This window comes from Sporosarcina sp. (genome assembly GCF_029257255.1).
Classification (GTDB): Bacteria; Bacillota; Bacilli; order Bacillales_A; family Planococcaceae; genus Sporosarcina.
Genome location: NZ_JARICI010000004.1, coordinates 148276 through 174873 on the forward strand (window position 1 = coordinate 148276; position 26598 = coordinate 174873).

General features: G+C 45.1%; 29 protein-coding genes and 1 pseudogene. 29 read left to right on the forward strand and 1 reads right to left on the reverse strand.

The window, feature by feature from the left end; translation table 11 throughout:
- Window positions 1–470: 470 nt before the first annotated feature.
- Both rpoE and pyrG read left to right on the forward strand, forming a co-directional pair.
- Window positions 471–1043, forward strand: coding sequence for a DNA-directed RNA polymerase subunit delta (rpoE, locus tag Q1J64_RS01320; RefSeq protein ID WP_301107291.1), 573 nt, complete (start codon window positions 471–473; stop codon window positions 1041–1043).
- Window positions 1044–1223: 180 nt separating this feature from the next.
- On the forward strand, window positions 1224–2825 hold the full coding sequence (pyrG, locus tag Q1J64_RS01325; protein WP_301107292.1) for a CTP synthase: 1602 nt from the start codon (window positions 1224–1226) through the stop codon (window positions 2823–2825).
- Between the two features lie 40 nt (window positions 2826–2865).
- On the opposite strand, the gene Q1J64_RS01330 is transcribed toward pyrG, so the two are convergent.
- Window positions 2866–3399 carry a DUF2529 family protein gene (locus Q1J64_RS01330; protein WP_301107293.1) on the reverse strand — a complete coding sequence of 178 codons (534 nt, stop codon included), beginning with the start codon at window positions 3397–3399 and terminating at the stop codon, window positions 2866–2868.
- 277 nt (window positions 3400–3676) lie between these two features.
- Here Q1J64_RS01330 and Q1J64_RS01335 point away from each other — a divergent pair, with 277 nt between their 5' ends.
- The 27 genes and pseudogenes from Q1J64_RS01335 to Q1J64_RS01465 form a co-directional block, all read left to right on the forward strand.
- Window positions 3677–4045, forward strand: coding sequence for a response regulator (locus Q1J64_RS01335; RefSeq protein ID WP_301107294.1), 369 nt, complete (start codon window positions 3677–3679; stop codon window positions 4043–4045).
- 94 nt (window positions 4046–4139) lie between these two features.
- Complete coding sequence (locus tag Q1J64_RS01340) at window positions 4140–4997, forward strand: class II fructose-bisphosphate aldolase (RefSeq protein WP_301107322.1); 858 nt, start codon at window positions 4140–4142, stop codon at window positions 4995–4997.
- An 85-nt stretch (window positions 4998–5082) separates the two neighbouring features.
- Window positions 5083–5730, forward strand: a complete 648-nt coding sequence (gene fsa / locus Q1J64_RS01345) for a fructose-6-phosphate aldolase (RefSeq protein WP_301107295.1) — start codon at window positions 5083–5085, stop codon at window positions 5728–5730.
- A 57-nt stretch (window positions 5731–5787) separates the two neighbouring features.
- A complete protein-coding gene (gene murA, locus Q1J64_RS01350) occupies window positions 5788–7065 on the forward strand; it encodes a UDP-N-acetylglucosamine 1-carboxyvinyltransferase (RefSeq protein WP_301107296.1) in 1278 nt (425 codons plus the stop codon).
- A 135-nt stretch (window positions 7066–7200) separates the two neighbouring features.
- The gene (glpX, locus tag Q1J64_RS01355; RefSeq protein WP_301107297.1) at window positions 7201–8166 is read left to right on the forward strand and encodes a class II fructose-bisphosphatase; all 966 of its coding nucleotides are present in this window, start codon (window positions 7201–7203) and stop codon (window positions 8164–8166) included.
- 159 nt (window positions 8167–8325) lie between these two features.
- The gene (gene rho, locus Q1J64_RS01360; protein WP_301107298.1) at window positions 8326–9609 is read left to right on the forward strand and encodes a transcription termination factor Rho; all 1284 of its coding nucleotides are present in this window, start codon (window positions 8326–8328) and stop codon (window positions 9607–9609) included.
- Between the two features lie 745 nt (window positions 9610–10354).
- Window positions 10355–10576: a 50S ribosomal protein L31 gene (gene rpmE / locus Q1J64_RS01365; protein WP_301107299.1), complete on the forward strand. Its 222-nt coding sequence runs from the start codon at window positions 10355–10357 to the stop codon at window positions 10574–10576.
- Window positions 10577–10877: 301 nt separating this feature from the next.
- Window positions 10878–11477, forward strand: coding sequence for a thymidine kinase (locus Q1J64_RS01370; protein WP_301107300.1), 600 nt, complete (start codon window positions 10878–10880; stop codon window positions 11475–11477).
- Window positions 11478–11567: 90 nt separating this feature from the next.
- Window positions 11568–12644: a peptide chain release factor 1 gene (prfA, locus tag Q1J64_RS01375; RefSeq protein ID WP_301107301.1), complete on the forward strand. Its 1077-nt coding sequence runs from the start codon at window positions 11568–11570 to the stop codon at window positions 12642–12644.
- The gene (gene prmC, locus Q1J64_RS01380; RefSeq protein ID WP_301107302.1) at window positions 12637–13488 is read left to right on the forward strand and encodes a peptide chain release factor N(5)-glutamine methyltransferase; all 852 of its coding nucleotides are present in this window, start codon (window positions 12637–12639) and stop codon (window positions 13486–13488) included. Before prfA ends, prmC begins: the two co-directional genes overlap by 8 nt.
- Window positions 13489–13535: 47 nt before the next feature.
- Window positions 13536–14102, forward strand: coding sequence for a stage II sporulation protein R (locus Q1J64_RS01385; protein WP_301107303.1), 567 nt, complete (start codon window positions 13536–13538; stop codon window positions 14100–14102).
- Window positions 14103–14162: 60 nt separating this feature from the next.
- Window positions 14163–15191 carry an L-threonylcarbamoyladenylate synthase gene (locus Q1J64_RS01390; protein WP_301107304.1) on the forward strand — a complete coding sequence of 343 codons (1029 nt, stop codon included), beginning with the start codon at window positions 14163–14165 and terminating at the stop codon, window positions 15189–15191.
- 76 nt (window positions 15192–15267) lie between these two features.
- On the forward strand, window positions 15268–15762 hold the full coding sequence (locus tag Q1J64_RS01395) for a manganese efflux pump (RefSeq protein ID WP_301107323.1): 495 nt from the start codon (window positions 15268–15270) through the stop codon (window positions 15760–15762).
- Window positions 15763–15818: 56 nt separating this feature from the next.
- Window positions 15819–16265, forward strand: a complete 447-nt coding sequence (locus Q1J64_RS01400) for a low molecular weight protein arginine phosphatase (protein ID WP_301107305.1) — start codon at window positions 15819–15821, stop codon at window positions 16263–16265.
- Window positions 16262–17560: a methyl-accepting chemotaxis protein gene (locus tag Q1J64_RS01405; protein WP_301107306.1), complete on the forward strand. Its 1299-nt coding sequence runs from the start codon at window positions 16262–16264 to the stop codon at window positions 17558–17560. The genes Q1J64_RS01400 and Q1J64_RS01405 overlap by 4 nt, the downstream gene beginning before the upstream one ends.
- 112 nt (window positions 17561–17672) lie before the next feature.
- On the forward strand, window positions 17673–17885 hold the full coding sequence (locus Q1J64_RS01410) for a hypothetical protein (protein ID WP_301107307.1): 213 nt from the start codon (window positions 17673–17675) through the stop codon (window positions 17883–17885).
- 440 nt (window positions 17886–18325) lie between these two features.
- Entirely contained in the window at window positions 18326–18766 is a 441-nt protein-coding gene (rpiB, locus tag Q1J64_RS01415; RefSeq protein ID WP_301107308.1) for a ribose 5-phosphate isomerase B, read from the forward strand.
- A gap of 18 nt (window positions 18767–18784) precedes the next feature.
- On the forward strand, window positions 18785–19330 hold the full coding sequence (locus tag Q1J64_RS01420; protein WP_301107309.1) for a TIGR01440 family protein: 546 nt from the start codon (window positions 18785–18787) through the stop codon (window positions 19328–19330).
- Between the two features lie 54 nt (window positions 19331–19384).
- On the forward strand, window positions 19385–20638 hold the full coding sequence (gene glyA, locus Q1J64_RS01425; protein ID WP_301107310.1) for a serine hydroxymethyltransferase: 1254 nt from the start codon (window positions 19385–19387) through the stop codon (window positions 20636–20638).
- A gap of 284 nt (window positions 20639–20922) precedes the next feature.
- On the forward strand, window positions 20923–21552 hold the full coding sequence (gene upp / locus Q1J64_RS01430; RefSeq protein WP_301107311.1) for a uracil phosphoribosyltransferase: 630 nt from the start codon (window positions 20923–20925) through the stop codon (window positions 21550–21552).
- Window positions 21553–21567: 15 nt separating this feature from the next.
- Entirely contained in the window at window positions 21568–22686 is a 1119-nt protein-coding gene (gene wecB / locus Q1J64_RS01435; protein ID WP_301107312.1) for a non-hydrolyzing UDP-N-acetylglucosamine 2-epimerase, read from the forward strand.
- 1105 nt (window positions 22687–23791) lie between these two features.
- Window positions 23792–24160 carry an ATP synthase subunit I gene (locus Q1J64_RS01440; protein ID WP_301107313.1) on the forward strand — a complete coding sequence of 123 codons (369 nt, stop codon included), beginning with the start codon at window positions 23792–23794 and terminating at the stop codon, window positions 24158–24160.
- A 32-nt stretch (window positions 24161–24192) separates the two neighbouring features.
- A complete protein-coding gene (atpB, locus tag Q1J64_RS01445; protein WP_301107314.1) occupies window positions 24193–24903 on the forward strand; it encodes a F0F1 ATP synthase subunit A in 711 nt (236 codons plus the stop codon).
- Window positions 24904–24964: 61 nt separating this feature from the next.
- Window positions 24965–25177, forward strand: a complete 213-nt coding sequence (gene atpE / locus Q1J64_RS01450; RefSeq protein WP_009766206.1) for a F0F1 ATP synthase subunit C — start codon at window positions 24965–24967, stop codon at window positions 25175–25177.
- Window positions 25178–25326: 149 nt separating this feature from the next.
- A complete protein-coding gene (atpF, locus tag Q1J64_RS01455) occupies window positions 25327–25878 on the forward strand; it encodes a F0F1 ATP synthase subunit B (RefSeq protein WP_483315950.1) in 552 nt (183 codons plus the stop codon).
- Complete coding sequence (locus Q1J64_RS01460) at window positions 25875–26411, forward strand: F0F1 ATP synthase subunit delta (RefSeq protein ID WP_301107315.1); 537 nt, start codon at window positions 25875–25877, stop codon at window positions 26409–26411. Before atpF ends, Q1J64_RS01460 begins: the two co-directional genes overlap by 4 nt.
- A gap of 24 nt (window positions 26412–26435) precedes the next feature.
- Window positions 26436–26598 (forward strand): annotated as a pseudogene (locus Q1J64_RS01465) (F0F1 ATP synthase subunit alpha); the annotation flags it as partial.

The window sequence follows — 26598 nt, forward strand, 5'->3', positions numbered from 1 at the left end:
AAAATTGCGCAGCTTTTTTAGGATTTCATTTGCGGATGATCATACGTTTTCCCGCAGCGCTCATACGTAGCGGATCCACGCTCATAGCGGGCCGCTGGACGCTCGTACCGATTTCATTGGCGCTCATTAGCGCATCCGTTCGCGCTCATTAGCAAAAAAAGCCTTAACTCAAAAGTGGATAAATTGCTAAGTTTATCCGTATAATGTAAGAGACGAAAAGAAAGGGATGTGTTGAAGGTGAGATGGTATCATCATACGGTTATAATTGCACTTCTGTTTCTTCTCACATTCATCTTTTATAACAGTGGGCTGGGTGTTATTCCATTCGCTTTCGCTGCGGTTTACCTCGGATGTCTGACGGTTAAAGAGTATAGAAACGTAAACAGAAGTAAAAGAATGTAGCATATTGGAACCGAAACTGTATATAATGTAAACTATGCTTATGTGTTGAAGAAAGGACGTGCCATAAATTGAATATCCATGAAATGACAAAAGAACAGCTTTTAGAAGAGTCGTTCATTAATATTACCTTCGAAATCCTAACAGAACGCCGCGAATCATTGACTTTGCAGCAACTGATGGATGAAATCCAAAAACTAACAGGTGTATCTGATAAAGAAATGAAAGATAAACTACTTCAATTCTACACAGACCTGAACATTGACGGCCGTTTTCTTGCGATTCAGGACAACCGTTGGGGTCTGCGCGAGTGGTACCCGGTCGACCAGATCGAAGAAGAAACGGCTCCAGTTGTAAAAGTGCGCAAGAAGAAAAAGAAGAAAAAAGATTTTGACGATGAAGACGAAGAAGTGGAAGATGACGATGACGAAGAAATCTTCGACGAAGAATACGTTGAACTCGGTGAAGAAGACGATGATGCTGATGACGAAGATGATGATGATGAGGAAGAAGTCGTTGAAATCGAAGAAGACCTCATTGATCCTGATGACGATTTAGAAGTCATTCCTGATGAAGAACTCGACCTTGATGAAGAGGATGAGGACGAAGAAGAGGAAGACGAAGAGGACGAAGAAGAAAAATAACAAGACTTGACTTTTAGCGCCTGAAAATATAAGATTTGTATGGGCTCCTGAAAAGGACACATGAATTCGTGTATACGCGCTCCTTATTGTAGTTACGCTACAACTGGGGCGCTTTTTTTATTTTAATTGATATTCATCAGCCTTCGAGCATGTAATATAGAACAAATGGAGGAACTACACATGACAAAATATATTTTTATTACCGGCGGCGTCGTATCGTCTTTGGGCAAAGGAATCAATGCGGCATCCCTCGGCAGATTACTCAAGAACCGCGGTTTGAAAGTAACAAATCAAAAATTTGATCCGTATATTAATATTGACCCACGCATGATGAGTCCTTACCAGCACGGTGAAGTATTTGTTACAGAAGACGGTGCGGAAACTGACCTGGATATCGGTCATTACGAGCGTTTCATTGATATTAAATGTAACCAGTACTCAAACGTAACGATGGGGAAAGTGTATGACCTCGTCCTTCGCAAAGAGCGTAGCGGTGAATATAAAGGAGCGACTGTTCAAGTCATCCCGCATATCACAAATGAAATCAAAGAGCTGATCAAACGTGCAGGCGAAACATTGAATGCTGACGTCGTGATTACAGAAATCGGCGGAAGTGTCGGCGATATCGAATCATTGCCGTACCTTGAAGCTATTCGCCAATTGAAGACCGATCTTGGCAAAGATGATGTCATGTATATACACAACACTTTGATTCCCTACCTTCATGCAGCAGGCGAAATGAAGACGAAACCGACACAGCACAGCGTCAAGGAATTACGCAGTCTCGGAATTCAACCGAATATGATTGTTGTGCGCAGTGAGTATCCTGTTCCTCAGGAAATGAAAGATAAGATTGCGTTATTCTGTAATATCAAGCCGGAAGAAGTCATTGAGGCACTTGACGCAGAAACATTATATGAAGTGCCGCTTCGTCTTCACGAACAGCATATGGATCAGATTGTTGTTGATTTCCTTGGACTTGAAACACCACAGCCAGAGATTCAGGATATCGAAGAGTTGGTGAAAGTCGTAAAATCACTGAAAGAAAAAGTGAAAATCGCTCTGGTCGGGAAATATGTTGAACTGCAAGATGCGTACATTTCCGCAGTGGAAGCTATGCGCCATGCCGGATATGCATTCAGTGCAGATATTGATATTAAATGGGTTAATTCTGAAGAAGTAACTTCAGAAAACGTAGAAGAATTGCTTGGAGACGTTGATGGTATCCTGGTACCAGGTGGTTTTGGAGATCGTGGAATCGACGGTAAAATCGAAGCGATCACGTATGCGCGTGAACATAAAGTGCCGTTCTTCGGTATCAGCTTAGGTCTACAGTTAGCTGCTGCAGAAATTGCACGCAATGTCATCGGGCTCGACAAAGCACATTCCTTGGAATTTGACACAGTAACAGAACATAATGTAACAACTTTCCACCCTGACTGCCACACTGCTGAAGAAGCAGACAGCACATTACGCCTTGGTTCTTATCCATGTAAAGTGGCGGAGAATACAAAAGCGTATAATGCGTACGGCGAAGAATTGGTATATGAGCGTCACCGTCACCGTTATGAAATGAACCTGGCGTACAAAGCACAGCTTGAAGAAGCCGGCTTAATCGTATCGGGAATTAGCCCGGACGGTCGTCTGATTGAAATTATGGAGCTGCAAGAGCATCCATTCTTTGTCGGTTGCCAATTCCATCCGGAGTTTGCATCACGCCCGACACGTCCACAACCATTGTTCCGTGAGTTCATCCGCGCAGCATTGGACAACCGTAAATAATAGAAATGCCCGCAAAAGTTCAGCTTTTGCGGGCATTTTTTTATTCTAATTCGTCATCGTCGGCGAGCATTTCGTCGAGTGATAATTTTACTGCTTCATAGACAAACAACGCAGCAAGTGCATGAGGCTGTACAATACGTTCGCCGTTCGGTCCTGGAATCAGACCTTTTTTCAGGCCTGTCGAAATATACGTAAAAGCAAGATCGGCGAGTTCATTGGAATCGTCATGCGGGTCCGCTGTCAAGACGGCAAAAGGAATGAATTCTTCTGCCAGTTGTCTTGCCAACTGAAGAGCAGCTGGATGATCTCCTTTTCGAGCAAGCAGCCAAACGCGGTCTGCTGCTGTGAATGACAAATCATCGGTATATCGGACAGCTCGCTGCAAGGGTTCAGCACCATACAAAGCGGTAGAAGTTACTGCCTCCATTTCATCAAAACCGGCAATCACAATTCGTCCTTCTCCGATGAGTGCCTGTGCAAGCAACCGAGCCGTTTCCTCTATTGACTCCTCTTGCCCATTAGAAATTCGTTCCAAAAGACCTCGAATCTGTGTCGTTAAAATCTTCAAATTCATCCCTCCAAATGTTTAGTATAAGAAACAAAAGCGAGAAGTGCAAAAAACATTGTGTGAAATAAAGAGGGATTAATGGCATTATTGCGAATAATATACAGGGGGATGGAAATGTGACGAAATTATACACGCGAAAAAAAGTTCTCGGAAAAACAACATATTAACAACATAGCAACAGGTGTTATAATAAGTTTTCATTGGGGAATGAGTTCTATATACTATTGAATATTCCGTGACTTTTGAATTAGTTATTTCAAAATAGTATTAAGGGGGAATTATTTTGAAGCAAATATTGATAATCGATGATCAGCCTGGCATACGTATGCTGCTGGAAGAAATATTCAAACAAGCGGGTCTCAAACCAACGTTAGCCTCAAATGGTAAAGAAGCCTTACATATACTGAGTGAGATGGAGCCAGACTGTATTCTGCTGGACATGAAAATGCCAGGCATGAACGGTGTCGAAGTTCTGCGTGAAATCAGAAACCAAACACCTAATGCACTTGTCATGATGATGACGGCGTACAGTGAAATCGAACTGACCGATGAAGCGGGGAGACTTGGCATCGATCACCACTTCACGAAACCTTTTGATATATTTGAAGTACGCGATACGGTGTTGAAAAGGTTGGAAACACAAGACGTCTGACAGTAGTAATAATCGATGGAATTTGATATGCTAGAGAGCAGAAAGAATAATGAAACCATATAAAAACCGTCGGAAGTCCAAGGAGGAAATTTGCATGCCGCTCGTCTCGATGAAAGATATGATGATTAAAGGAAAAAAAGAAGGATATGCAATCGGTCAATTTAATATAAATAATTTAGAATATACACAGGCAATCCTGCAGGCTGCGGAAGAAGAAAAATCCCCAGTTATTTTAGGAGTGTCCGAAGGTGCTGCACGCTATATAGGCGGTTTCAAAACTGTCGTCATGATGGTAAAAGGCCTGATGGAAGATTACGGGACAACTGTACCTGTCGCCATCCATTTAGACCATGGTTCCAGCTTTGAAAAATGTAATGAAGCGATTGAAGCAGGATTCACGTCTGTTATGATCGATGCATCTTCCAAGCCGCTTGCGGAAAATATCGAAACTACCAAAAAAGTAGTCGAGCTGGCAAAACAGCATGATGTCTCCGTTGAGGCTGAACTTGGAGTGGTCGGTGGTCAGGAAGATGATGTTATTGCTGAAGGCGTGATCTACGCAGATCCTGCAGAATGTCAGGAACTTGTAGAAAAGACAGGCATCGACTGCCTGGCACCTGCCCTTGGATCCGTACACGGACCATATAAAGGTGAGCCAAACTTAGGCTTTAAAGAAATGGAAGAGATCTCGAATCAAGGGGATATTCCACTTGTACTTCATGGTGGAACCGGAATCCCGTTGAAAGATCTTCAGCGTGCGATTTCATTGGGCACGTCAAAAATTAATGTCAATACAGAAAACCAAATCCAAGGTACGAAGGCTGTCCGTGATGCATTGAATGCAGATTCAGAAGTCTATGATCCTCGTAAATATCTTGGACCTATGCGTGAAGTGATTAAAGAAACTGTCATCGGCAAAATGCGTGAGTTCGGCAGTTCTCAGAAAGCATAAAGTAGGAATATCCACAATAAAGGAGGAGCGCAATACGTCTCCTTCTTTTGTATTTCAGATCGTATAACTTAGGAGGATTTTACACATGAAATTTTTTATAGATACTGCAAACTTTGACGAAATAAAAGAAGCACACAGCTGGGGAATTATCTCAGGTGTCACAACGAATCCATCGCTTGTTGCGAAAGAAGATATTTCTTTCCATGACCGTTTAAAAGAAATTACTGCACTTGTTCCAGGATCAGTCAGTGCAGAAGTCATCTCTCTGGATGCAGAAGGGATGATTAAAGAAGGACGTGAACTTGCTGCGCTTGCGGAAAACATTACTGTTAAGCTGCCGATGACACCTGAAGGTTTGAAAGCATGTTCTGTATTTGCTGCAGAAGGCATCAAAACGAATGTAACGCTGATCTTCAGTGCGAATCAGGCGTTGCTCGCTGCACGTGCAGGCGCAACTTATGTATCGCCATTTATTGGCCGTTTAGATGATATTGGTCAAAATGGAACAGAATTAATCGAAACAATTTCAGATATTTTCACGATTCATGATCTGGACACGCAAATTATTGCGGCTTCGATCAGACATCCTCAGCATATTACCGCTGCAGCATTAGCAGGAGCTCATATTGCAACAACGCCATTTAATGTATTGAAAAGTTTATTCGCTCACCCGCTGACAGCAAAAGGCATTGATCAGTTTTTGAAAGACTGGGAAACTAGAACGAATAAGTGACGGATTCAATCATGCTTTGGCGTGATTGAATCCTGTTTCAAAACAAAGGAGATCGAAATGGACGTTTACAAAATTAGAGGTGGAAAACAGCTGCAAGGGACTGTGAGAGTAAGCGGTGCAAAGAATAGTGCGGTGGCTTTAATTCCTGCAGCTATTCTCGCTGATTCGCCTGTGACAATTGCAGGTCTTCCGGAAATTTCTGATGTAGAGACACTGCAGTTGCTGGTGGAAGAAATCGGCGGCAAAGTGCAAGTGGAAGACGGTAAAATGACGATCGATCCTACAGAAATTGTGTCTATGCCGCTGCCAAACGGCAATGTGAAGAAACTTCGCGCATCTTCCTATATGATGGGCGCATTGCTCGGCAAGTTTAAGCACGCGGTCATCGGTCTGCCCGGCGGCTGCCATTTAGGACCGCGGCCTATCGATCAGCATATTAAAGGATTCGAAGCACTGGGCGCAAAAGTAACCAATGAACACGGTGCGATTTATTTGCGTGCAGATGAACTGCGCGGCGCGAAAATTTATTTAGACGTCGTCAGTGTCGGTGCAACGATCAATATCATGCTCGCTGCTGTAATGGCAAAAGGAAAAACGGTGATTGAAAACGCAGCAAAAGAACCGGAAATCATTGATGTCGCAACTCTTTTGTCCAATATGGGTGCGAACATCAAAGGAGCCGGCACAAATGTGATTCGTATTGAAGGTGTGGAAAATCTGCACGGTACGAAGCATACTATTATCCCTGACCGTATTGAGACAGGAACTTATATGATTATGGCTGCGGCTGTAGGAGACGGCATTACAATTGATAATGTCATTCCTCTGCACGTCGAAGCGATTACAGCGAAACTTCGTGAAATGGGCGTTCAGATTGAAGTCCGCGAAGAACAGATTTTTATTCCGAAAACGGAGAAGTTGGACGCGGTGGATATCAAAACACTCGTCTATCCGGGATTCCCGACGGATCTTCAGCAACCGTTTTGCGTGCTGTCGACTCAGGCGGAAGGCTCCTCGATTTTAACTGACACCATCTATCCAGCGCGTTTCAAGCAAATCGACGAACTTCGCCGAATGAATGCGGACGGACGGGTGGAAGGACGTTCTGCCATCATCGCGGGACCTACCGAGTTGCAGGCTGCGACGGTCCGGGCATCTGACCTGCGTGCAGGTGCGGCGCTGCTGATTGCCGGATTGATCGCAAGAGGAGAAACAGAAATTCAAGGTATTGAACATATCGAACGTGGCTACAGCCAGATTATCTCCAAACTGCAAAATCTCGGTGCGGATATTCAAAAAGTAGAAGGTCTGACGACAGCTTCAATTTCGGAGTGACAGTTATTTGTAATTTCGTGTATAATAGACCATAGCGACACATCCAGACGAGCATGTGATCATGGATGCGGACGTAGGCAAATGAAAGGTAAAACGCGACGAGCGCCTTACCGCAAACAGGAGGAACAAAACAGTATGGAACGTAGTTTATCGATGGAATTAGTGCGTGTGACAGAGGCGGCAGCAGTTTCGGCAGCCCGCTGGATGGGACGCGGTTTGAAGAATGAAGCGGATGATGCAGCAACTGAAGCCATGAGAACAGTATTCGATACCATCCCAATGGAAGGCGTAGTCGTCATTGGGGAAGGGGAAATGGACGAAGCACCGATGCTTTATATCGGTGAAAAACTTGGAACAGGTCACGGACCGGCAGTTGACGTAGCAGTTGACCCACTAGAAGGTACGAACATCGTCGCATCAGGCGGATGGAATGCCTTGGCAGTTCTTGCAGTTGCCGATAAAGGCAATCTTTTGAATGCACCTGATATGTACATGGACAAAATTGCAGTCGGCCCTGAAGCAGTCGGCAAGATTGATATAGATGCATCGGTTACAGACAATTTGAAAGCCGTTGCGAAAGCGAAAAACAAATCGATCAACGACTTAGTTGCTTCTGTTCTAAATCGTGAGCGCCATAAAGACATTATCGAAGAGATCCGTGCAGCAGGCGCACGAATCAAACTGATCGAAGACGGAGACGTGGCTGCGGCATTGAATACAGCATTTGATGACACAGGCGTGGATATTTTATTCGGCATGGGCGGTGCTCCTGAAGGTGTAATTGCTGCAGTCGGACTGAAATGCTTAGGCGGAGAAATCCAAGGACGTCTTATTCCTTCAAATGATGAAGAACGCGAACGTTGTATCAAGATGGGTATCGACGTCGATAAAGTATTGATGATGGATGACCTGGTAAAAGGCGATGACTGTATTTTCGCTGCAACCGGTGTAACTGACGGCGAATTAATGGACGGCGTACAATTTAAAGGTTCATATTGCCGTACTCAGTCACTTGTCATGCGTTCTAAATCAGGCACAATTCGTTTCGTAGAAGGTCGCCACAGCATGGAGAAAAAACCTCATCTCGTTATGCAAGACTAACTCCCTCATCACCCGGCTCTGCCGGGTTTCTATTTCCTGAAACTATAAACGATCCATAATGATAGCTAGTAAGGAAAGGAAGGTCATGAAGTGCCTTCCTTTCTATTTAATAACGCCAAAAAATCCTTATATTATAAATGAAGAGTGGTGTACGCATTAATGACAATGATTACCCTAGCAGATCTTGAGAATATGACGCTCAAGGAACTGTACGCGCTTGCGAAAAAGTACAAGATTACAAGCTACAGCAAGCTGACAAAGAAAGAATTGATATTTGCGATCCTGAAATCCCGTGCAGAAGAAGAAGGCTTTTTCTTTATGGAAGGTGTACTTGAAATTATTCAATCGGAAGGCTACGGTTTCCTACGTCCGATCAACTATTCATCAAGCTCCGAAGATATTTACATATCAGCATCACAAATCCGCCGCTTCGATCTTCGTAACGGCGATAAAGTAACAGGAAAAGTCCGCCCGCCGAAAGAAAACGAGCGATACTACGGCCTGTTGCAAGTAGAAGCAGTAAACGGTCAAAACCCTGAAGTTGCACGTGAACGTGTACATTTCCCTGCTCTAACTCCTCTGTATCCAGAACGTCAAATTCAATTGGAAACGACAAAAAATAATATTTCAACACGAATTATGGATCTAGTTTCACCGGTTGGATTCGGCCAACGCGGTCTGATCGTCGCTCCGCCAAAAGCAGGAAAGACCATGTTATTAAAAGAGATTGCTAATGCGATCACAACGAACCATCCAGAAGCAGAATTAATCGTCTTACTGATCGATGAACGTCCGGAAGAAGTAACGGACATCGAACGTTCCGTAAACGCCGACGTTGTCAGTTCGACATTCGATGAAGAGCCGCAAAACCATGTCAAAGTAGCAGAACTGGTACTCGAACGAGCCATGCGCCTTGTCGAGAGTAAGCGCGATGTCATTATTCTGATGGACTCAATCACACGTCTTGCACGCGCATTTAACCTGGTAATCCCACCAAGCGGAAGAACACTATCGGGGGGAATTGACCCGGCAGCATTCCACCGCCCAAAAAGATTCTTTGGAGCCGCACGCAACATCGAAGAAGGCGGCAGCTTAACAATTCTGGCTACAGCCCTTATCGAAACCGGCTCACGCATGGATGAAGTCATTTATGAAGAATTTAAAGGAACCGGAAATATGGAACTGCACCTCGATCGCAGCCTGGCAGAACGTAGAATCTTTCCGGCGCTCGATATCCGTCGCTCCGGTACACGTAAAGAAGAGTTGCTAATTCCTGAAGACAAGCTAGAAAAGTTATGGGCAATCAGAAAGACCTTTTCTGATTCACACGACTTCACCGAGCGCTTCATGAAGAAGCTGCGCCAGTCAGATAGCAACGACGACTTTTTTGAAAAGCTGAATGAAGAAATGAAGGCTCATCGTAAGGGCAAGGGTTTGATTTAATAGGTTGAAGCATTTATGTATTGAGATAGTAAGCGTAAATTAGCTTGTGTATAGGGATTTGCGCTCTGGGTGGACGCTTTCCCGAGGGCCCGCGGTGAGCCGACTTGGTCGCAAGCTCCCCAAAGTCGTCTCACCTGTCGGGCTGATCCTCCGGGAGTCGCCACCCGCCGCTCCAATCCTGACTCTGTATAACAAGTTACTAAGTGTAGCTCATTAAAATTCATAAGCCGATAGATTATCAAATAAAGCCCAAAGTTCTATATTACTTTACGATTTAAACCAGGTGCGATGAGACATGAAATTTTATATACTATGAGATCATCCATACTTCTCAGATTTTAGAAAAGTACAATGTACTTACTCTGTATTTGCAACTGCTAAATAAGGATTGAAGCGGAAGACGGGCGACTCCTGCGGGAATAGCATGAGCCGAAGACCCTGGACTGAGCGTTAGCGAGGGAAGCGGCTGAGGCCATGCCCGCGGAAAGCGTCCCGTCTGCAGCGGAAATCCCCTTCTGCATACAAAGTAGCTCTAAGATAACCCATTAAAAACCCAAACCAAACTATTGCGCAGTCTGTCCAATTTTGCTATACTATTTGAGTACGGTATTTTCGTACACTGCATATGCGGCTGACAAATACGGGCCGTGTACGGCATCGATCCGTTTTATTGGCATCTGCCGATAGGACGCCTTATAAATTTATACTCTGTTCCAGATGGTTCAGGGCGAGAGGAGAGAGACCGATGAAAGCAGGAATTCATCCAAATTACAAACTTGCAAAAGTAACTTGCTCATGTGGCAATACATTCGACACAGGTTCTGTAAAAGAGGATATTCGAGTAGAAGTATGCTCAGAATGTCACCCATTCTACACTGGACGCCAAAAGTTTGCTGCAGCGGACGGCCGTGTCGATCGTTTCAACAAAAAATATGGCATCAAGTCAGAACAACAAGAACAAGAGTAATCAAATGCCAGATACCCGTCAGGTGCAGTCGTGCCAGACGGGTATTTTTATAGTCAGACGTGTGAAATGTAAGGCGGAATGATCATAGAAGCTGCCCAAGCGCTCATAGTGCCTGGCTTCGCGCTCATAGAAACCCGGCAAACGCTCATACCATTTTGACATGTGCTCATATCCCGTTTGCAACCGCTCATACAAATCTGCTTCGCGCTCATACAGCACCAAGCACGCAAATGGCACACCAAAAACAAACCAACATTCCTCACTTATCATACATAAGCAACGAGCTGAAAGGAGATTGACCATGTACGTTTCAATGCAAGGCGGCTGGATGGAAGTCATCTGTGGCAGCATGTTCTCAGGAAAATCGGAGGAGCTCATTCGCCGAATACGCCGTGCAGAATTTGCCAAACAGAAAATCGCGGTATTCAAGCCGGAAATCGATGATCGCTACAGCGAAGAAGCGGTTGTCAGCCATGATGGCACATCGATGATCGCCAATCCGATTTCCAAAGCGAGAGAAATTACGAATCTCGTGACAGATGATTTCGATGTGGTCGCCATTGATGAAGCTCAATTTTTTGATGAAGACATAGTAGAAGTAGCCATTGGACTCGCCAATCGTGGATTCCGTGTCATCATTGCAGGCCTCGACCAAGACTTCAGAGGAGAGCCGTTCGGACCGATGCCGCGTTTGATGGCAGTCGCTGAACTGGTCACGAAACTGCAGGCAGTCTGTACAGTTTGTGGATCTCCTTCGAGCCGCACACAGCGATTAATTGACGGACGTCCAGCAAGCTATAATGATCCGATCGTTTTAGTTGGAGCTTCTGAAGCTTACGAACCTCGTTGCCGTCAGCACCATGAAGTGCCTGTCGGTATCCGCACAGAACAGGCAAAATAAACACATGTACCGTCTATCCAGAAGCACGTAAGGATAGGCGGTTCTGCTATACATAAATAACCCAAATACTCCAGAAGAGGTGAAATCATTATGTTCGATAGATTGCAGGCAGTGGAAGACCGTTACGATCGGCTCAATGAATTACTGAGTGATCCGGAAATCGTCAATGACTTGGATAAATTGCGTACGTATTCGAAGGAACAGTCCGATTTGCAGGAAACCGTTGAAGTATACCGGGAATATAAAGAAGTGCAGGCGCAATACAAAAATGCCAAAGAAATGCTGGATGAACCGCTTGACGACGAAATGAAAGAACTCGTGAAGATGGAAATTGATGAACTGGAAGACCGCGTTGAATCGCTCGAAGAACAGTTGAAAATTCTGCTCGTTCCGAAAGATCCGAATGACAATAAAAGTGTCATCATGGAAATCCGCGGTGCAGCAGGCGGCGACGAGGCCGCTTTATTCGCAGGCAGCCTATACCGCATGTACACAAGATTTGCCGAAATGAATCATTGGAAAGTGGAAGTGATTGATTCGTCACCGACAGAGCTCGGCGGTTTTAAAGAAATCATATTCATGATCGACGGCAAAGGCGCGTACTCCAAATTAAAATACGAAAACGGGGCGCATCGAGTACAGCGTGTGCCGGAAACGGAATCGGGCGGTCGGATCCATACGTCTACTGCAACTGTTGCTTGTCTTCCGGAAGCAGAAGAAGTGGAGATTGAAATTCACGACAAAGATATCCGAACTGATACATTCGCTTCATCCGGACCGGGCGGACAATCGGTCAATACGACGATGTCAGCTGTTCGTCTGACACATTTACCGACAGGCATTACGGTATCAATCCAGGATGAAAAATCACAAATTAAAAACAAAGAAAAAGCGATGAAAGTACTGCGTGCGCGTGTGTACGATAAATTCATGCAGGAAGTTCAAGCGGAGTATGATGAAAAGCGAAAATCAGCAGTTGGTTCGGGAGACCGTTCGGAACGGATCCGTACGTATAATTTCCCACAAAACCGTGTGACTGATCATCGAATCGGCCTGACAATACAGAAGCTAGACCAAGTAATCGAAGGGAAATTAGACGAAGTGATTGATGCGCTCATTATTGAAGAGCAGGCACATCGTCTGGAAAGTCTGGATCAAAATGACTGAATCCATCTGGGAATCTGTCCAGCGTGCACAGCAATTGTTGTATGCCCGTGGGCTTGATACAAATGCGGCGGAATTGGCGATTCGTGCAGTCACCGGCAAAAGTCAGGCCGACTATCTTGCTAGCCTGCGTGAACAGCTGCCGCATGAACCTTGCTCGCAATTTTGGAGTTATATTCAAGAATTGCTGAAGGGCAAGCCTATTCAATATATTCTCGGTGAAGAATCATTTTACGGCTATTCATTCGAAGTGAACGAACACGTGTTGATTCCTCGCCCTGAAACAGAGGAATTGGTCTATCATGCACTTGAACGTGCGAATAAATTATTTGGAGACCGTCTGATTCAAGTTGCGGACATTGGTACCGGCAGCGGTGCGATTGCGGTGGCGTTCAAAAAAGAACGTCTGTCTGCAGATGTGACCGCTACTGATTTCAGCGAAGAAGCGCTAAAAGTTGCCAAGCGCAATGCTGAGCGTAACGAAGCAGATATTACCTTTTTGCAGGGGGATATGGAAGAACCGCTCGCGCAGCAAAAGTGGGATGTCATTCTTTCCAATCCACCCTATATCGCAGAACAGGAAAAAGAGGAAATGTCCCCGACGGTTTATGATTTCGAACCGGCTTCTGCTTTATTTGCCGAAGAAGAGGGACTGTACTTTTATCGCAGACTCGCAGAACGTCTTTCACCTATGCTGAATAAACCGGCATTCATTGGTTTCGAAATTGGTTATTTACAAGGAGAAAAAGTACAGAATTTCCTTCAGGAAGCCTTCCCGCAAGCGGAAGTGGAGATCATTCAGGACATCAATAAAAAAGACCGAATGATATTTTGTGAGATTCGATGAATAAAATCTCTTTCTGCGGCTCATGATAGAGTGCAGGAGGGGATGACATGTTACAAGATTACACGATTGAAAAACCACAGACGAAAACTTCTAAATGGATGGCTATTATAGAATTTATACTGGTGCTGCTCGCGATTCAGGGTGTGTTATTTTTATTCTATCAACCTGCAGAAACTAGTGAAATGCCGCAGTTTCGGATTTTGGCAAACTCCAATACAGTTGATGATCAGCAGGTGAAACAGAAGATTCAACAACAAATCGAACCGATTATTGCTTCCGCAGTCAATGAATCCTCAACACCGGAGCAGATGCAGAACAGAATGGAAGCAGCAAGCGCAGAAATTACGCAGCTGGCAACTCTGCAGGCAAACGGACTGCCCGTGACATTCGAACATAAGGCGGCACTCATTCCGGCGAAACGCATCGGTTTTGCCATTCAAAAGCAGGATGTCTATGAAAGTTATATTTTGAAAATCGGCAATGGGAAAGGCGATAATTGGTGGTGTGCGTTATTCCCGAATGTCTGCTACCCAGAAGAAACAGCAACGGTTGAAACAGAGGAAGAACCAGTTACGTTTTTCGTTTGGGAGTGGATAAAGTCGCTCTTCGCATAAAACTATTCACATATTTTGTGGATAAAATCAGTGAAATGTGTATAAAAGGGGGTTGAACAGATGGAAACGGAAATGAAATCAGTGGATAACCTCGTGGATAACGAAGAAACATATGAACACGCTGTGGATATCTTGAAATCAGGAGGACTTGTCGCATTTCCGACTGAAACAGTTTATGGCCTTGGAGCAATTGCCACAGATGAGCAAGCGGTAAAGAAGATTTTTGAAGCAAAAGGTAGACCTGCGGATAACCCGCTCATCGTACATATTGGAAATCAATCAGAAGTAGGGAAGTACGCAGCAGAAGTACCTGAAGTAGCAGAGCGGCTAATGAAAGCTTTCTGGCCGGGCCCCTTGACTCTAGTGATGGAGATGAAACCGGGTGTTATCGCGAATACTGTCACTGCGGGTATGCATACACTTGCGATCCGTATGCCTGACCATCCGGTAGCACTTGCGCTACTGCAGAAACTTCAACTGCCTGTAGCTGCACCGAGTGCAAACCGAAGTGGAAAGCCGAGTCCGACAGAAGCGGAGCATGTCTATCATGATTTATTCGGAAAAATTCCGCTTATTCTAGACGGCGGTGCAACGGGTATTGGCGTTGAATCCACAGTATTGGACGTTACGGTCACTCCGCCGGTCATTCTTCGTCCTGGGGGTATCTCCAAAGAACAGTTAGAAGAATTGATTGGCACCGTTCAATTGGCGGCTAAACCTGAAGACCAGGCGACAACTCCTCGAGCACCCGGCATGAAATATACGCATTATGCACCGGAAGCTCCTTTATTCGTTATCGAACCGGATGCTGCCAAATTGGAAAGTGCGCTGAAAAGTATTCATCAGCAAGGAAAACGGGTTGCAATTATTGGCCCGGATGAATTACACACAACTAACGCGGACTGGTACTTTTCCACAGGTGCAATGCACAACCACGAAGCGATGGCGGCGAACCTCTATAAAGCGATCCGACAGTGTGACGCGACAGAAGCTGACATGATCCTGGCGATTGAAACTGATCTCTCGGGCATCGGTGCTGCCGTCATGAATCGGCTTGATAAGGCCTCGAACGGCAAACGTTTTTCTTAATCAACGAATAGCCCCCTTCTGTAGACGCATAAGATAGAGTTATGCGAACTGCAAGGGGGCTTACTCATTGATTGAAATGGTAGCAGCGATCGTTACGACAGTAGATATACTCATTGTTTACACCGTTTTGCAGTTGCGACGCGGAAGATTGATGATCGCGCTGTGGACAACATTATTAAATATGTTATTGCCGCTCGTCGGCTTCTATATGGGAGATTGGACTTTCCGCTATTTTGAAGGTTGGAGCCAAGTACTTTCCGGAGTCATGCTTGGGTTAATCGGCTTGCATATTTTATTGGATGATGGGGAACAGACTTCGATGGTCCATAAGATATCCCCGTTTTTCTTAGCGCTACTGGTCAGTCTGGACGCATTCACGGTGAGTGTAACATTTGGGATGATGCAGCTCAATAAATGGGTATTTATCTTCGTATCGGGATTCTTTTCTTTCGTCTTTTCTATCGTGGCACTGTTATCCACAGGACGCATTGGATTGATAAATGGCATGTATATTCGACGCATTACTGGAATAGTTTTCATTGCCATAGGTGTATTGTCCTTCATTATTTAGTAATTACTGTTTCTTTTTTCACATAAATCCGTTATTCTGTATAGTAGGTGAAGAAAATGAACATTTATTTTATTTGTACAGGCAACACATGTAGAAGTCCTCTGGCGGAAGCGCTGTTGGACAATGAAAATGTAGCGGGTGTGGAAGTAAGGTCTGCGGGAATATATGCGGTCGATGGTATGCCAATTTCAGCGAATTCAGCGCAATTGCTGAATGAAGCCGGTATCTCATTCGACGGATTTTCTAATGAACTCAAACTAGCAGACATGCAATGGGCCCATCTGGTATTGACGATGACAGCGGGCCATCGGGATACGCTGCGTCGCAGTTTTCCTGATATGAAAGACAAGATTTTTACATTAAAGGAGTATGCAGGTGCAAGCGGAGGACTTAATGTCCATGATCCATACGGCGGCGATTTGGCGACATATCGCAAGACGTACATGGAACTGACGGAACTCATTCAATCTGTTGCGCGGCAGCTCTCGGAGGGAAAACAATGAACGAAACTAGAACGAAAAAAGTAGGGCTGCGAAAAAAGCTGGTCTTATTTGTCGTAATTCTTGCCGTGATCACCTATTCAACGAGTGCCGTATTTATTAATTGGGTGCAGCCGACGTTCTTCCCGAATATCCAGCCATTCGTCTTTCAGATTCTGACGTATGCAATGGGGGTTATATGGTCTGGAATTTTAGCGGCACTGTTCAGCGTGATTTTAACGAAGCCGTTACAAAGACTAGAGACAGCTGCGATGAAAGTGGCGGACGGGAAAATTGGCACCGATATTCAATTGCCTAATTCAACCGACGAAATCCACTCGGTATCAAAAGCATTCCAGCAAGTTGTGTTCAATCTGCGCAGTATTATCGAGCAGATCGAATCGAATTTCCAGGCTACAGTCCAATCAGTTAACGCGCTTACGAAAGAAACAAGTGCGGCATCCGGCCAGTCAGACGCAATCGCCCGTACCATCGGCGAGATTTCAAACGGCGCTGAAACAACCGCGGCCGCCATTCAAGAAACGGTCAATGCGATTGAAAATGTACGCCAGCTGGCAGAAGAAGTAAACAGCCGCGCGGGTCAGTCATCTGAGCACTCAAAAGCGATGTTGAAAGAGCTGCATACGACAACGGATGTCTTCCAATCCGTACTGTCGGGCATTCATCAAATGACCGAGCAAAGTGAAAAATCATTAGAAACGATTCAAGAATTGGATGAAAACGCCCATAAAATTGGAGAAATCGTTGAAGTGGTCGGTAGTATTGCCGGGCAGACGAATCTTTTGGCACTCAACGCTTCCATTGAAGCAGCACGTGCCGGTGAACACGGCAAAGGCTTCGCCGTCGTTGCGGAAGAAGTACGTAACCTCGCAGACGAAAGTGCCAACGCTGTTCATATGATTTCTACACTAGTCCAAAGCATTCAGGCAGACGTCAAAAAAGTCGTCTCCGAAATGAATCAGCAAGTCGATACAGCTTCAACGGAGGCGAAGCGGGCAACGCAAACGAATGAAAACGTCCAATCTATGACTGAAACCATTCACACCATGGCCGCCTCCGTAGACGAAATCACTGAAATCGTCAACCGTCAGTTGCAGACAATCGAACGTACAGCCAAACAATCCATGGAAGTCGCCTCCATAGCTGAAGAAACCTCAGCAGGCGCAGAAGAAGTACGGGCAGCTACCGAAGAACAAGTAGCTTCCATCGAACATACCGATGCCAAAGCACTCGAACTCAAAGCACAATCCGAAGAACTTTATAAAGTGATCCGGAAGTTTGATAGAACACCTGAATAATGAATGTACAAGCCTCCTGCTGTCGTCAGATTTTTGATGGACGAGCAGGAGGTTTTTTTGTTGGTCAGATAGTTTGTACGGTACCCGTTCCTCGACTTTTCCGGAATTTTGAATGAAGTATGTTTTGCAGTTTAAATATCGCTTCGGCGCTGGGGGATTGCCTTACGCAATGAGCCAGCTGGCGAAGAACGTGCCAGTTGTCTCATTGCATCGGCTAACCCCGCAGTTGCGCCTTCGCTGTTTTGTGGAAGGTATGTCAGTCGGTTATTTGCGAAATATGGATGGTCTTGGTTTTGTTCAATTGCTTGCCTTACAAACGTATTGATTACAAGAATCTGAGTCCTTGGTGAATGATAGGTATTGCATGAAGACCAAAATTCGTAATAATAGTCTCAGATAGTAAGTACATACTGCCGCTTTCATAAAAATTATTGAAACACCAGCCAGTGTACCGGAGTGCAGGGCGGCGACTCCCGGAGGATCAGCGTGCAGGGTGAGACCCTGGACTGAGCGAAGCGAGGGAAGCGGCTCACCGCACGCCCTCGGGAACGCGTCCGCCCGGAACGCAGGGGAACGGTATCTTTACTAAAATCTAACTCCTAACACGTACGATGGACACGTTTTATTCATATAACGTTCGCCTTTATTGGCATTCCACACAATATAAAAATGAAAAAAACCAAAACGTTGCAGTAAAACCGATGATTTTTTTATTGAACAATGGTAGAATAAGCGATAAGTAAAAATAAGAAATGAGGGTGCGCAGTGAAAATTGCAATTTCTTCAGACCATGGAGGCAACAACCTCCGTCATGAAATCATCAATCTGCTAACAGAAATGAACATCGAATACACCGACTACGGCCCGGACTCCGACGCTTCTGTCGACTATCCGGACTATGCTGTCCCGGTAGCAAACGATGTAGCAGCAGGCAAAGCTGACCGTGGCATCTTGATTTGCGGTACAGGAATCGGCATGTCGATTGCTGCCAATAAAGTCAAAGGCATTCGCTGTGCGCTCGTTCACGATACATTCAGCGCAAAAGCAACACGCGAGCACAACGACTCCAATGTTTTGGCAATGGGCGAGCGCGTTATAGGCCCGGGACTTGCACGCGAGATCGTCAGCACATGGCTTGGAACAGAATTCGAAGGCGGCCGTCACGAGCGCCGTATTGATAAAATGATGGACTTAGAAAAGCAATAAAGAAAGCGGGTGAACGATGTGGATGCCGTTAAATTATGGAAACTGCAGCTGGAACAGGCATTGACGGAGTTTGCAGAACAGGCGCCGCCAGCAGCGGATACAATTTTTGTGGTCGGTTGTTCTACGTCTGAAGTGGCGGGTTCGCGCATCGGGACAAACGGTGCGCTGGAAATCGGCGAAGCACTGTATGAACCGCTGCAAGCATTCGCCAATAAACATCAGATTCATTTAGCATTTCAGGGCTGCGAGCACATTAACCGCGCAGTCACGCTGGAACGCAAGACAGCTCAGCGGTTTAATTTAGAGCCTGTTTCGGTCGTGCCGGTTGTGACAGCTGGAGGCTCGATGTCCGCATATGTATATAAGCAATTTAACGATCCGGTAGTAGTGGAAGCTGTTCAGGCAAATGCCGGAATTGATATCGGCCAGACGTTGATCGGCATGCAATTGAAACCGGTTGTCGTACCGATCCGGACGTCCATCAAGCAAATTGGCGAAGCTGTCATTACATTGGCAACGACACGTCCTAAATTGATTGGCGGAAGCCGTGCGCAGTACGAATGAAACGTGTACAATAAAAAAGAATAGAAATTATCAGAAAAAAGGGGATATCAACCAATGGACTTAAGCAATGTACAGCGTGATGACGCAGCAATTTTCGAAGCAATCATGGCAGAAAAGAACCGCCAGAATTCTAACATCGAATTAATCGCATCAGAAAACTTCGTAACAGAAGCAGTTATGGAAGCACAGGGCTCGTATTTGACGAATAAATATGCTGAAGGCTATCCTGGTCGCCGTTACTACGGTGGCTGCGAACATGTTGACGTTGTGGAAGATATCGCACGCGACCGCGTAAAAGAATTATTCGGTGCAGCGTATGCTAACGTGCAGCCTCACTCCGGTGCACAAGCGAATATGGCAGTCTATTTCACAGCACTAGAGCCTGGTGATACGGTTCTTGGTATGAATTTATCCCACGGTGGTCACTTAACTCACGGATCTCCGGTTAACTTCTCTGGAATTCTGTACAATTTCGTAGAGTACGGTGTGACAAAAGAAGAAGAAGTAATTGACTACGAAGACGTTCGTCAAAAAGCGCTGGAGCATAAGCCGAAAATGATCGTTGCTGGTGCAAGTGCATACCCGCGCGAAATCGACTTCGCGAAATTCCGTGAAATTGCGGATGAAGTCGGTGCATACTTGATGGTGGATATGGCGCACATCGCCGGTTTAGTTGCGACAGGCGAGCATCCAAATCCAGTGCCTCATGCACATTTCGTGACGTCTACAACACATAAAACATTGCGCGGACCACGTGGCGGAGTCATTTTATTGAACGAAGCAACTGCAGAAGAATTTGGCCGTAAAATCGACAAGACTGTATTCCCTGGAGTACAAGGTGGTCCATTGATGCACGTCATCGCTGCAAAAGCGGTAGCGTTCAAAGAAGCGTTGGAGCCTGAATTCAAAACATATGCACAGCAAGTGAAGAAAAACGCAAAAGCGTTGGCTGAGAAGTTAAAAGAAGAAGGAATCGACGTCGTTTCTGGCGGCACAGATAACCACTTAGTGCTTGTGAAGCTACAGTCCCTTAACTTGACAGGAAAAGTAGCAGAGCATGTTCTTGATGAAGTGGGTATTACAGTGAACAAGAATACTGTACCTTTCGATCAGGAAGGACCGTTCGTAACGTCCGGTATCCGTATCGGTACACCTGCCGTAACAACGCGTGGATTTAAAGAAGAAGATATGAAGGAAGTCGGCCGTATCATCGCGGAACTTCTAAAGAATCACGAAGATGAAAACGCAAAACAAGAAGCACGCAAAGCGGTAACTGCTTTGACGAATCAGCATCCTTTATACGCGTAATAGGTAAGCGCCCGGTCATTGTGCCGGGCGCTTTTTCAAGTTAGAAAGGCTGTGTATGATCGCGGCGATGAAGTGTATGATCACTCAGCGACGGGATATGAGCGGCTGGCGGTGTCGTTTGATCGGAGCGCCAAGGTCTTTGATCGCCAACACGCCTCGTATGAGCATCTGCAGTATTTTTTTCAAAGCTCCAATAATCTGAATCTAAAAACAAAGGACTTCTCTCCGCCTGTCGTATGATTTCTGTTATAATGTACAAGATATTCCGAAAAGGAGCGATACCAATGGCAAAAGTACATGTATTTGATCATCCATTAATTCAGCACAAATTAACGTATATAAGAAAGGTAGATACGGGAACGAAAGAATTCCGTGAACTTGTGAACGAACTGGCTACACTGATGGCTTTCGAAATTACAAGAGACCTGCCGACAAAAGAAATTACCATTCAAACACCAGTCTGCGAAGCAAAATCTCACATACTTGAAGGTAAAAAGCTAGGCATCGTTCCAATCCTGCGTGCAGGAATCGGCATGGTAGACGGCATTATTAAATTAATTCCAGCAGCAAAAGTCGGGCACGTCGGATTATTCCGCGATCCTGAAACACTGAAACCAGTTGAATACTTTGTGAAATTGCCTTCTGATGTATCTGAACGTGAATTTATCGTAGTGGATCCGATGCTTGCGACGGGCGGGACTGCAGTCGAAGCCATCAATTCTATGAAAAAGCGCGGCGCGGTAAACATCAAATTCATGTGTTTAGTTGCTGCACCTGAAGGCGTAGAAGCTCTGATAGAAGCGCACCCTGACGTTGATGTGTATATTGCGGCACTAGACGAGAAGCTGAACGAACAGGGCTATATCGTACCTGGATTAGGTGACGCAGGTGACCGTTTATTCGGCACGAAATAATGGAGGGACCATTCATTGACTAAAAAGTGGAAAGTGATGACGATTTTCGGTACAAGACCGGAAGCAATCAAAATGGCGCCGCTTGTGCTCGAACTCGAAAAACATCCGGATCAAATCGAATCGATTGTGACTGTGACGGCGCAGCACCGCGAAATGCTTGATCAGGTGCTCCAAACGTTCGAGATCAAACCAGATTTTGATTTGAATATCATGAAAGACCGCCAGACACTGATCGACGTGGCAACACGCGGATTGGAAGGTCTTGATAAAATTATGAAAGAGGCCAAGCCTGACATTGTTCTTGTACACGGTGATACCGCTACGACTTTCATTGGCAGTCTGGCTGCATTTTACAATCAAATCGCGGTCGGTCATGTCGAAGCAGGTCTTCGCACGTGGAATAAATATTCACCGTACCCTGAAGAGATGAACCGCCAGCTAACAGGCGTGATCGCAGACCTGCATTTTTCGCCGACAGAGAAATCAGCACAGAATCTGCTGAATGAAGGCAAGAATGCAGAACGCATTTTCATTACAGGCAATACAGCGATCGACGCGTTGCAGACAACAGTGGATCCGGATTATCACCATCCGATGTTCGATCAATTGGGTGATGACCGTCTGATTTTGCTGACAGCACATCGTCGAGAAAACCTTGGCGAGCCGATGCGCAATATGTTCCGTGCAATCAATCGTCTGCTCGATAAATACGATGATATTCAAGTGATCTACCCAGTGCATATGAATCCAGCCGTACGTGAAGTGGCGGATGAACTGCTCGGCAACAACAACCGTGTGCATTTGATCGAACCACTCGAAGTATTGGATTTCCACAACTTCGCAGCACGTTCGCATATTATTCTTACAGACTCCGGCGGCATCCAGGAAGAAGCACCTTCGCTGGGTAAACCGGTTATCGTCCTGCGGGATACAACCGAACGCCCGGAAGGCATCGAAGCCGGGACGCTGCGACTGGCGGGAACAGATGAAGATACAATCTTCAACCTGACCGACACGCTACTGTCCGATGAAGCCGAATACAAAAAAATGTCCCAAGCCTACAATCCATACGGCGACGGACGAGCTTCCGAGCGCATAGTCGAGTCGCTATTGAAATACTTATCTTCCATATAAGAAGCAAACAGCAGACTGCCGATTACTAAGGTGGTCTGCTGTTTGAAATTAGTCAGTGACTATACGTGGAGATTGGAATTTGAGAGCAAAGATTTGTTCTTAACGCTGCGCTTTTACTCGCAAAAGCCGTTCTTCGTCATGGCTCTCGCTTCGCTACCCGTGGGGTCTCAAGACGCACACTGATGCTCTCGGAGTGGCCCCTTCATCCGCTTCAATCCTACTTAGTTTGTATAAATAGTTGGTAAGTTCACCATACTTCTCTAAGGTCTAAGAAATAGGTATGATCTCATTGTATATAAAATTGCATGTCACATTTTCTAATCTATAAAGAGTGAATCATACTCATTATGAACTTTGGACTCTTTTTGAAGTATAGTAATCATTGAACTTGTGAAGTTAAATCGTAACAGTTAGTATTTTACGTAGCAGGGGTGTAAGTTGCTGAAAAAGTGAATCACGCGGTTGTGCAATATAATTGAAGGATTACGAGCAAATGTGTATGTAGAAAATAACTTCAGTGAACAAGCTTCGAATTATCTGCTTACAATATAGGGTTTGTGCTACAGCCGGGGCGACTCCGGAACGCGTCCCCGGCTGTAGCGCAAATCCTAAACTATATACTAATTTAGATCCGTCAGCTCTTTCTGTCAGAAAAATCACCAAAAACACAACGGGGTAAACACCCCAAAAATGCAACCCCAAAAGCACAAAACAAATATGTCGAATGTTTGACAATGAGAACACATTGTGAAGAAAATCACTTGAATCAATTGACATAAAAAACACCCTATTGTATGCTAGCAAAGGGTAAGATTGATAAGAGACACATACATATCTTGAGTATGGAAATACTGTTTTCATACTTTCAACTCTTACTGATATGAACGCTTGTTAGCCTCTTTGTCTGCTTTACACAAAGCAACGCTACCTGGTGAACAATAAGGCGTTTCACTTACAATTTCCAGATTCTTATGCAAAGAATCTATGTCGTTCAAAAATGGTGAAAACGACAAAGTCTCGCTTCTTTCGACAATAGTCGGAAGATCTGCCTGACACTTCAACATCGCCACTAGAATCCAAATACGAAATGGGAGAATCACCAACAATGCAAAGTATGCAGGAAATTTTCACGAGGCAGAAGAAGAGCTTCTTTTTTTTGCTTGCATTGTTTGGACTTGGCTGGTTCTTCTTGGACTACCAGACAATCTTCGCAGGACTCATCTTAGGTTCACTTTTCGGAATGTACAACTTTTGGATTTTAGTTCGACGAATGGAACGGTTTGACCGGGCCATTACGGAGGAAAAGCGTGCGAAGTCATTAGGCATGGGCTTACGTTTTGCATCGGGTGTAGCGGCGGCAGCCATTGCACTATCTCTGCCGGAAGAGTTCAATCTGATCAGCACAGTAATCGGGTTAATGGTACCTTATGTATTGCTGTTCACTGATCGACTGCTGTTCCATAGGGAGCATTAACACTTTACTAGCAAGGGGAGGTGAACAAAAACGTGAATCATGAAAATCCACATTTTGTTTTATTCGGAATCGGGTTTAACCCTTCGAATATATTGATGTTGTTTGTGACGTGTCTGATCGTCTTCCTGATTGCAGTTGCATCTACTCGCCGGCTTCAAATGAAACCAACGGGTATGCAGAACTTCATGGAGTGGATTATGGACTTCGTCAAAGGCATCATTAAAAATAACATGGACTGGAAAACGGGAGGCCGCTTCCACGTGCTCGGAATTACCTTGATTATGTTTGTCTTCGTGGCAAATATGCTCGGACTTCCATTCTCAATCAGTTGGGATCACGAACTTTGGTGGAAATCACCGACAGCCGATCCAGTTATCACGTTAACCCTCGCTTCTACAGTTGTTGCGTTAACGCATTTCTATGGTATTAAACAACTTGGACTTGGCGGTTATTTCAAAACATACTTCCAGCCGATACCTTTCTTGGCACCATTGAAAGTTATTGAGGAATTCGCAAATACGCTGACACTCGGTCTTCGTCTTTACGGAAACATTTTCGCAGGTGAAATCTTAATTGGTTTGCTTGCAACACTTGGTGCATCCAGCGTCTTCGGCTTAGTCGGAGCTGTGATCCCAGCACTCGCTTGGCTAGGTTTCTCCGTGTTCATCGGAGCGATTCAAGCATTTATCTTTGTTATGTTAACGATGGTCTATATGGCTCACAAAGTCAGCACAGACCACTAAACATAGAAATACCCTATTTTAGGGAAACCAAAACTACACAAATATTAGGAGGAAATACACTATGGGTTTATTAGCAGCAGCACTAGCAGTTGGTCTAGGTGCACTTGGTGCAGGTATCGGTAACGGTTTGATCGTTTCTAAGACAGTTGAAGGGATCGCTCGTCAGCCAGAGGCACGCGGCGTTCTACAAACAACAATGTTCATCGGGGTTGCATTGGTTGAGGCACTTCCAATCATCGCAACTGTTATTGCGTTTATCGTAATGAACAAATAATTTTTGCAACATATGGCGAAGCATGTAGTATGGGTCTTCGCCATTGCTTTATGTGGAACAACATATGAATCACCGAACATAGAATACTTTTGCCAAACACGCAGAAGATAGAAACGAAAGAGTCATGAGCTCTTGAAGGGAGTGAAACAATCGTGTTGGATACCTTCGTCCTCTTATCAGCAAATGCTGACGCAGGATTTTTAGCTAGTTTGAACCAGCGACTCAACTTAGGTGACATCATCGTCACTGTCGTATTTTTCACGATTCTCATGGTACTTCTAAAGAAGTTTGCATGGGGACCGTTAATGGGTGTAATGGATCAACGGGCGCAATTAATCGCCACGGAGATCGAGCAGGCTGAAAAAAGCCGTCAAGAATCTGCAAAGCTTCTTGAAGAGCAACGCGCTTTATTGAAAGAAGCACGCGACAACGCACAAGCTATCGTCGAAAACGCAAAGAAATCCGGTGACACTCAACGTGAAGAGCTGATTACGGCTGCACGCGCTGAAGTAAACCGGATGAAAGAAGCAGCAACTCTCGAAATCGCAACAGAAAAAGAGAAAGCTGTGGCAGCAGTTCGCGAAGAATTCGTATCTCTATCTATCTTGGCTGCGTCTAAGGTTCTTGGAAAAGAAATTTCTGAGGAAGATAACCGCGCATTGATCGAAGAAACGATTGTGAAGGCAGGGGAAGGACAATGAGCCAATCGGTAGTCGCAAGACGCTATGCCGTTGCATTGTTTGAAGCTGCGCAAGGAAAGCAACAGGCTCTGGCTGTGCAAACAGATTTAAAAGAGCTTCACAAAGTATTTAAAGAGGAGAAAGGATTAAGTGAGATGCTTAGCACTCCTAAATTCTCTATCCAAAAGAAAAAAGAATTAATTGGGCAATTTTTCAACGGTGCGAATCCGCTTGTATTGAACACACTATATGTGCTGATCGATGCAGGACGTATTGGAGAAGTAGTAAACGTGATCGAGGAATACCAGGAAATTGCAAACGCAGCTTCCGGAGTTGCCGAGGCGAAAGTTTACTCTACTCGTCCGTTAACGGTTGAAGAAAGCAATGCCATCTCTACTGCCTTTGCGCACAAAGTAGGGAAGCAGGCACTGCATATCGAAAACGTAATTGACCCAAGCCTTATCGGAGGCATTCGCCTTCAGATAGGCAACCAGATTATCGACAGCAGCATTAGTGCTAAATTAGCGCGTCTTGAGCGTCAATTAATCAATTAATTTGAATTAAGAGGGGTGACATACATGGGCATCAAAGCTGAGGAAATTAGCGGTCTGATTAAACAGCAGATCGAAAATTATCAGTCTGAAATGGAAGTAAGTGAAGTAGGTACTGTAATCCGTGTAGGTGACGGTATCGCACTTGCTCATGGCCTCGACAATGTCATGGCGGGGGAACTTCTTGAGT

Coding starts and splice junctions, on each gene's coding strand:
- glyA (WP_301107310.1), top strand. CDS start 19,385: ATGGACTTAAGCAATGTACAGCGTGATGACGCAGCAATTTTCGAAGCA.
- rho (WP_301107298.1), top strand. CDS start 8,326: ATGACAATGATTACCCTAGCAGATCTTGAGAATATGACGCTCAAGGAA.
- rpmE (WP_301107299.1), top strand. CDS start 10,355: ATGAAAGCAGGAATTCATCCAAATTACAAACTTGCAAAAGTAACTTGC.
- prfA (WP_301107301.1), top strand. CDS start 11,568: ATGTTCGATAGATTGCAGGCAGTGGAAGACCGTTACGATCGGCTCAAT.
- Q1J64_RS01370 (WP_301107300.1), top strand. CDS start 10,878: ATGTACGTTTCAATGCAAGGCGGCTGGATGGAAGTCATCTGTGGCAGC.
- fsa (WP_301107295.1), top strand. CDS start 5,083: ATGAAATTTTTTATAGATACTGCAAACTTTGACGAAATAAAAGAAGCA.
- Q1J64_RS01385 (WP_301107303.1), top strand. CDS start 13,536: ATGTTACAAGATTACACGATTGAAAAACCACAGACGAAAACTTCTAAA.
- Q1J64_RS01340 (WP_301107322.1), top strand. CDS start 4,140: ATGCCGCTCGTCTCGATGAAAGATATGATGATTAAAGGAAAAAAAGAA.
- Q1J64_RS01400 (WP_301107305.1), top strand. CDS start 15,819: ATGAACATTTATTTTATTTGTACAGGCAACACATGTAGAAGTCCTCTG.
- Q1J64_RS01410 (WP_301107307.1), top strand. CDS start 17,673: ATGAAGTATGTTTTGCAGTTTAAATATCGCTTCGGCGCTGGGGGATTG.
- murA (WP_301107296.1), top strand. CDS start 5,788: ATGGACGTTTACAAAATTAGAGGTGGAAAACAGCTGCAAGGGACTGTG.
- Q1J64_RS01460 (WP_301107315.1), top strand. CDS start 25,875: ATGAGCCAATCGGTAGTCGCAAGACGCTATGCCGTTGCATTGTTTGAA.
- glpX (WP_301107297.1), top strand. CDS start 7,201: ATGGAACGTAGTTTATCGATGGAATTAGTGCGTGTGACAGAGGCGGCA.
- Q1J64_RS01395 (WP_301107323.1), top strand. CDS start 15,268: ATGGTAGCAGCGATCGTTACGACAGTAGATATACTCATTGTTTACACC.
- Q1J64_RS01440 (WP_301107313.1), top strand. CDS start 23,792: ATGCAAAGTATGCAGGAAATTTTCACGAGGCAGAAGAAGAGCTTCTTT.
- pyrG (WP_301107292.1), top strand. CDS start 1,224: ATGACAAAATATATTTTTATTACCGGCGGCGTCGTATCGTCTTTGGGC.
- atpE (WP_009766206.1), top strand. CDS start 24,965: ATGGGTTTATTAGCAGCAGCACTAGCAGTTGGTCTAGGTGCACTTGGT.
- prmC (WP_301107302.1), top strand. CDS start 12,637: ATGACTGAATCCATCTGGGAATCTGTCCAGCGTGCACAGCAATTGTTG.
- Q1J64_RS01405 (WP_301107306.1), top strand. CDS start 16,262: ATGAACGAAACTAGAACGAAAAAAGTAGGGCTGCGAAAAAAGCTGGTC.
- upp (WP_301107311.1), top strand. CDS start 20,923: ATGGCAAAAGTACATGTATTTGATCATCCATTAATTCAGCACAAATTA.
- Q1J64_RS01390 (WP_301107304.1), top strand. CDS start 14,163: ATGGAAACGGAAATGAAATCAGTGGATAACCTCGTGGATAACGAAGAA.
- Q1J64_RS01330 (WP_301107293.1), bottom strand. CDS start 3,399: ATGAATTTGAAGATTTTAACGACACAGATTCGAGGTCTTTTGGAACGA.